Genomic DNA, 6,424 nt, shown 5'->3' with positions numbered 1-6,424 from the left:
TGAAAACCTTCAAAATTCTTGCTGAGCGATATCGCAATCGAGGCAAAAGACTAGCATTAAGATTCAATCTAATTGCTGGAATTTATAACTTGGAGCTGAGTGAAAAATGACTTATGAAAGAAATCTAGTAATTATTAAAAAACCAGTATTTAAACCATCTACTCTTTTTATAGGCAAAAAAAACCTCCCATTTGGGAGGTTTTTTTAACTCAATTAACGATTGTTGTTTTCGTCGTCTTGAGCATCTTCAAATTTAGTTTCGCCATCAAAACCAGCATTTTGACCGCCGAAGCCACTTTGACCGCCGAAGCCACCTTGACCACCGAAGCCACCTTGACCACCGAAGCCACCTTGACCACCAAAGCCACTTTGACCACCGAAGCCACCTTGACCACCGAAGCCACCTTGACCACCGAAGCCACCTTGACCACCGAAGCCACCTTGACCACCGAAGCCGCCTTGTTGACCACCGAAGCCAGCAGCGCCTTGAGCACCAGCAGGAGCACCAGCAGGACGTGGGTTACGTGCTGGAACAACAGTTGAAATAGCGTGTTTGTAAACCATTTGGCTTACAGTATTTTTTAATAAAACAACGTATTGGTCGAAAGATTCAATATGACCTTGCAATTTAATACCGTTTACAAGGAAGATCGACACTGGAATACGTTCTTTACGGAGAGAATTTAAGAACGGATCTTGTAAAGTTTGACCTTTAGACATGTTATAACTCCAAAAAATAATAAAAATCAGCGCAAAAGCTACCTTTACTTTTCAATTAAAAATTATCAAAAAGGTAGTCTGTAAATTTTGCTTTATCCGTAGCACTTTCGCAAGTCTTCTTGAGCCTGCTGCGCAGTTAAATATGTAGTAAATTTATGCGTTTCTTGCAAAGATCTTAACCAAGTATATTGACGTTTTGCAAGTTGTCGTGTTGCAAAAAGTGCCTTATCCTCCATTTCACGCTGTTTTTCGCTACTTTGATCACTATTTTTCAAAAAATCTAAAGCTTGACGATATCCAACTGAGCGCATAGAGGGTAAATTTTCATCTAAATCGTATTTTTCAATGAGAGCTTTCACTTCATTTAAAAATCCAATTTCCCACATTATTTTTAGACGTCGAGCTATACGCTCATGTAATTCTAATCGGTCGGGCAATAATGCGTAATTATGAAAATTGTATCGGTATGGTACGTTTTTAGGTTGCTCAGCTTGTAACTGAGTAATGGGTTTACCGGTTAACTTAAAAACTTCGAGCGCACGGATAATTCGTTGCTTATCACTCGGTTTAAATTTTTCACCTGCCAATGGGTCTACATTGCACAATTCTGCATATACAGCATCCCAACCTTGCGACTCAGCTTTGGCTTCAATTTCAGCACGTACGGCATAGTCTGCACTTGGTAAATTTGAAGACAACCCTTCCAATAAAGCCTTGTAATACAACATTGTACCACCGACTAATATCGGTGTTTTACCTCGTGCATGCATATCATCAATCAGCACACACGCATCTTCCACAAAGTTCGCTGCCGAATACACTTCTAGCGGACTGATAATATCAATCAAATGATGTGGATATTTCTCCAACTCAGCTTTACTCGGCTTGGCCGTACCAATATCCATATCCTGAAAAACCAAAGCAGAATCGACAGAAATTAATTCGAATCCACCTTGCTCGTATAATTCACATGCCAAGGCGGTTTTACCGCTTGCAGTTGGTCCCATTAAGTTGATGACCGGCAATTGATTTGACATGTAAAACTACTCTCCCCGAGCAAAAAGTTTATCTAGCTGTGCCAATGGAAACGCACGCCACGTCGGACGTCCATGGTTACATTGGCTGGCAAATTCAGTTTGTTCCATCTGACGCAGTAATGCATTCATTTCAGATAGACTTAAAATACGGTGTGCGCGTACAGCGCCGTGACAGGCCATGCCTGCCAATATTTGATCGCGCTTTTGTAGTAACCCTGCAACCTGATCACTTGGGTCTAAATCATTTAATAAATCTGGAATCAGCGCATCAAAGTCTGCTTTATGCAAAATGGCAGGAACACCTCGGACAATAACTTGCTCATCGCCATATTGATCTATTTCTAAACCTAGGCGTGCCAATTGTTCTTTGAGCTCATCGACGCGCATCGCTTGCATCCTACTGATGCTCACGACTTTAGGAATCAGCAATTGCTGCGATGTCCAAAACTCAGGTTTATCCCAAGCAGTTTTCATTTGTTGCAAAACAATGCGCTCATGTGCCGCATGCATATCAACAATGATTAAACCTTCGGTGTTTTGGGCCAAAATATAAATACCATGCAATTGCGCAATGGCAATCCCCAAAGGATGCTCATCGACTTTCTGCTGAATATGTTCAGCCAATGCGGTATCCGGATCATTTAACGACTCAGTTTGACGTAAAGGCGCCAAATAACTTTGCAATGCATTATTGAGCTGTCTGGAACCCGCTAAATTTGACTGATATCCAGCACTATTGTTCGACGCATTTGAATATTGCTGTGTATAAGCTTCCTGCCCTGTTGGCGCATGATTAGAAGCATATTGCACTGTTGCAGGTGAACTAAAGTCAGTGAGTCCGCCTGAGATCTCTGGACTGACAAAATTTGAGCCTTGCTCTGCAACTGGCTGAGATTGATGTAATGAAAATTGTTCCTGATGACGCGGCTGCGGAATAATATTTTCATGTGCCTGCCCGTCGAGTTTCATTGCAGATGACAATTCGGCTGTCGCGGTTTGAAATTGCGCTAAAGTCGATTTGGCAAAATGGCGCACAAACTCATGTACTTCACGTTGATTTAGAAAACGTATTTCATGCTTGGTTGGATGCACATTCACATCGATATTTTCTGGATCAACTTCCATAAATAACAAATAAGCCGCATGTTGATGTCCATGCAAAATACCGTCATAGGCCATGCGAAGTGCATGTGAAACTGTCTTGTCTTTTACGATACGTCCATTCACATAGACATATTGCATATCGGCTTGCGCACGTGCATCTGAAGGATGACCTAACCACCCACTGAGACGCATATTGACGCTATCAGCATCCATCCAGTACGCATTTTCAGTAAATTGACGGCCTAATAATTGTTGCACCCGCTGAAAACGCAGCGCACCACTATCTGCAATAGGCAAGTTCAGCTTAATGCTATTGTTATGCTCAAGGACAAAACGTATATCAAAATGGGTCAGTGCTAAACGACGGACAATTTCTTCGATATGTCCAAACTCAGTCCCCGGTTTTTTGAGGAACTTACGCCGTGCAGGTACATTAAAAAATAAATCTTGCACACGGATGGTTGTGCCTTGCGTCGCTGCCACAGGCTGAATTTCTTGCGAATCAAATGCGGTGCCATTTACTTCGACCTGATAGCCTACACCGTCATCATTTTGGCTACTGGTCAGTGTCAAACGAGACACCGCAGCGATCGAAGCCAAGGCTTCCCCACGAAAGCCCAAACTGACAATGGCATGTAAATCTTCAGCAGTTTGGATTTTACTGGTGGCATGGCGCATGACCGCCAAAGGTAAATCTTCAGGGTGGATGCCCCGACCATTGTCTATAATTTCAATCAGTGTACTGCCGCCTTGTTCAATACGAACAATCAGCTCAGTCGCCCCTGCATCAATGGCATTTTCCAGTAATTCTTTGACCACAGAAGCGGGACGTTCAATCACTTCCCCTGCGGCAATTTGGTTGGCTAAGGCAGGATCAAGCGTTCGAATGCGGCGGGCACTGATTTCATTCAGCATGGTTAAATTTTTGCTCCAAAGCGTTTTGCAAAGTTTCTGAAGAAGAGCTTAAAGTCGCTGTACGGGTGGTTTCATCCGCAGACTTTTCAATATTAATAATTAAATCAGCCGCAGGGATTTCGTCGCCCCCTTTTGATGGCCATTCAAATAAAAATAGGGCGTTCGGCGTTTCTAAATAATCACGGATGCCCATAAGTTCAAGCTCATAGGGGTCATTCAGACGATATAAATCAAAATGAAAAATATCTTGTCCTTGAATATTGTAAGGTTCAACCAATGTATAGGTTGGACTTTTTACCGCACCTTGATGACCCAAGTGTTGTAAAAAATAACGTGTTAACGTGGTCTTTCCTGCACCCAAGTCACCAATTAAATACGCTACACCCGTCGTAAAATGCGTCGCCAGTACGGTAGCTAAGTTTTGGGTATCGACTTCACTATTAAGTTCCAGACTGAATGAATACTGCATATTACTCACAACATGTACATAAGAATTAAATATGATAGCATCGCACTGGCTAAAATGGATATGTTCACACTACAGATTGAGCATTTTTCATGATGTGTTCTCTGCTTTATTTGCTCAGTTTTTAGATCTTTCTTCATGCACAGTTTTGAATTTACCCCCCCGATGATCAATGGTGTCAATGCCAGCAAAGTCTTCCTTGACGGTCAACACACACATGCCTCTACCGTCTATGCATATTTGTGTGAGCAATTTCCTCATATCCTAGCAGCAGAGTGGCAACAACGATTTAAGGATGGATTGGTCTATGCCGCAAATGGTGACGTTTTAACACTAGACAGTCCTTTTGAAGCCAATCGTCATGTTTATTATTATCGATTCTTAGCGCATGAAATCCATGTTCCTTTTGAACATCAGATTTTATTTGAAAATGATCATTTCATTGTGGCCGATAAACCACATTTTCTCACCATGAGTCCAACCGGTCAGTATGTACAAGAAACCTTATTGGTTCGACTCAAAAAGCAAACGCAGCTTGAACAGCTAACGCCGATTCATCGTTTAGACCGTGAAACTGCAGGCGTGGTGCTGTTTTCCAAATGTGTTGAAAGCCGTGGGCTGTATCAACAGATGTTTGCCACGCGCCAAGTTCAAAAAACCTATCAAGCCATTGCAGCTTATCGAGATGAGTTAAATTTCCCGATGACAACTCGCTATCGTATGGAAAAAGGTCAACCTTTTTATACAATGCAACTAGTAGATGGTGAGCCTAATAGTGAAACCTTTATACAGCTCCTCCAGCAGCATGGAAACCATGCCAAGTATGAATTAAAGCCGCATACCGGCAAGCAACACCAACTTCGTGTGCATTTAAATGCTTTGGGCATTCCAATTCAAAATGACCCCTTTTATCCAGTAGTACAACATAAGGCAGATGACGATTTCAGCCAACCTTTACAACTACTTGCGAAACAGCTTGAGTTTATCGATCCTGTGACAGAGCAGGCTTTTCAATTCAGTTCTGCCTATGAATTGACACTGTAAATCTATTGTCATTACATTAAATTGATAAAATACTGCCAAACTTTCTTGAATTTATAACAGTTTTGATTAGAATAAATGCGAAAAGTTAAGTATTTTAAAGCTTTCTAAGAATATGAGAAAAACTGAAGTCTACCAAATCCGCCTCGATTCACAGGAAAAGAAACAGGCCTTTGCCGTGTTTAAGCAATTAGGCATTACACCTGCACAGGCTGTACGTCTATTCTTTAAACAAGTTGTTTTAACCAAATCGATCCCCTTCTCTATTGAAAACCAAAATATCAATATTGAACAATTGATTAAGTTACGTAAATTAAAACAACAAGAAGCTCAAGCCATTTCAACCACTGAAATTAGCCCTGCGGAATTAGAAATTTTAAATAATGATCCATTATTAGATGATGATCATCTCGACTTGTTTGAAGAGCTCAATGCAATTTTGGGTGAAGGTGACAAAACTTAACACTGTCGCATTTATAAACAATTTATAAATCAACCAATTTCGAAAATTCGATATGCTTCATGCAAGACTGATAAAAATAGCAGGGAGTATAGAAAAAAATGATCGTTCGACGCGCAACAGAAGCAGACCTTCATCCACTTGCTGTTTTATTTGATGAATATCGCCAATTTTATGGCACCTCTTCTAATCTTGATATTTCATATAAATTTCTAAGACAACGTTTTGAAAATAATGAAAGCGTAATTTTTATTTGCTTAAAAGATGATGTGATTACTGGGTTTATCTTACTATATTTGGGCTTTTCATCTGTGGCTTGTTCAACCTACTATATTTTAGATGATGTCTATGTCAGCCCTGTATATCGTCGTCAGGGTTCAGCCAAACAATTGATCGATACCGCTGTTCTCTTTGCACAACATGAAGGTGCGCTTCGAATCAGCCTCGAAACTCAAAAAAATAACTATCACTCGCATCAGCTCTATGAATCGATGGGCTTCATTAAAGATGATGAATTTCAAACTTATCATTACTTTATTCGCTAATGCCTTGCTCGGCATTAAAATACATCATCAACGCATATTAGAAACGAATCTTTCGATCAGTAGATAGCAGACATATTAAGGGGCTTTAATACCGCACATTCATCCTTCAAATGATGACGTATCAAAGCCCAATACC

At 40.8% G+C, this 6,424-nt stretch carries 7 protein-coding genes and 1 pseudogene; 4 read left to right on the top strand and 4 right to left on the bottom strand.

Translation table 11 applies throughout. From position 1 onward, the window contains the following. A pseudogene (locus FTT94_RS10345) lies at positions 1-110 on the top strand (IS5/IS1182 family transposase); the annotation flags it as partial. Between the two features lie 103 nt (positions 111-213). Here FTT94_RS10345 and hfq read toward each other — a convergent pair. From hfq to tsaE, 4 genes are all read right to left on the bottom strand, one after another. Next, entirely contained in the window at positions 214-720 is a 507-nt protein-coding gene (gene hfq / locus FTT94_RS10340; protein WP_180170751.1) for an RNA chaperone Hfq, read from the bottom strand. Between the two features lie 92 nt (positions 721-812). Next, on the bottom strand, positions 813-1,757 hold the full coding sequence (gene miaA / locus FTT94_RS10335) for a tRNA (adenosine(37)-N6)-dimethylallyltransferase MiaA (RefSeq protein WP_180007346.1): 945 nt from the start codon (positions 1,755-1,757) through the stop codon (positions 813-815). A 6-nt stretch (positions 1,758-1,763) separates the two neighbouring features. After that, positions 1,764-3,776, bottom strand: coding sequence for a DNA mismatch repair endonuclease MutL (gene mutL, locus FTT94_RS10330; protein WP_180026933.1), 2,013 nt, complete (start codon positions 3,774-3,776; stop codon positions 1,764-1,766). Next, a complete protein-coding gene (gene tsaE, locus FTT94_RS10325; protein ID WP_180170750.1) occupies positions 3,766-4,245 on the bottom strand; it encodes a tRNA (adenosine(37)-N6)-threonylcarbamoyltransferase complex ATPase subunit type 1 TsaE in 480 nt (159 codons plus the stop codon). Before tsaE ends, mutL begins: the two co-directional genes overlap by 11 nt. Positions 4,246-4,380: 135 nt before the next feature. On the opposite strand from tsaE, the gene FTT94_RS10320 reads away from it, so the two are divergent. The 3 genes from FTT94_RS10320 to FTT94_RS10310 all read left to right on the top strand — a co-directional run bounded on the left by FTT94_RS10320 (position 4,381) and on the right by FTT94_RS10310 (position 6,288). Next, the gene (locus FTT94_RS10320; RefSeq protein ID WP_180170749.1) at positions 4,381-5,286 is read left to right on the top strand and encodes a pseudouridine synthase; all 906 of its coding nucleotides are present in this window, start codon (positions 4,381-4,383) and stop codon (positions 5,284-5,286) included. Positions 5,287-5,398: 112 nt separating this feature from the next. Then, positions 5,399-5,746 carry a type II toxin-antitoxin system RelB/DinJ family antitoxin gene (locus tag FTT94_RS10315; protein ID WP_078189014.1) on the top strand — a complete coding sequence of 116 codons (348 nt, stop codon included), beginning with the start codon at positions 5,399-5,401 and terminating at the stop codon, positions 5,744-5,746. Between the two features lie 98 nt (positions 5,747-5,844). Continuing rightward, positions 5,845-6,288 carry a GNAT family N-acetyltransferase gene (locus FTT94_RS10310; protein WP_168378877.1) on the top strand — a complete coding sequence of 148 codons (444 nt, stop codon included), beginning with the start codon at positions 5,845-5,847 and terminating at the stop codon, positions 6,286-6,288. The last annotated feature ends 136 nt before the right edge of the window (positions 6,289-6,424 follow it).

Source organism: Acinetobacter sp. YH12027 (genome assembly GCF_013420085.1).
In the GTDB taxonomy this organism is placed as follows: Bacteria; Pseudomonadota; Gammaproteobacteria; order Pseudomonadales; family Moraxellaceae; genus Acinetobacter; species Acinetobacter amyesii.
The sequence above is the reverse complement of the archived record's forward strand: the minus strand, read 5'-3'. Positions and strand labels throughout refer to the sequence as shown.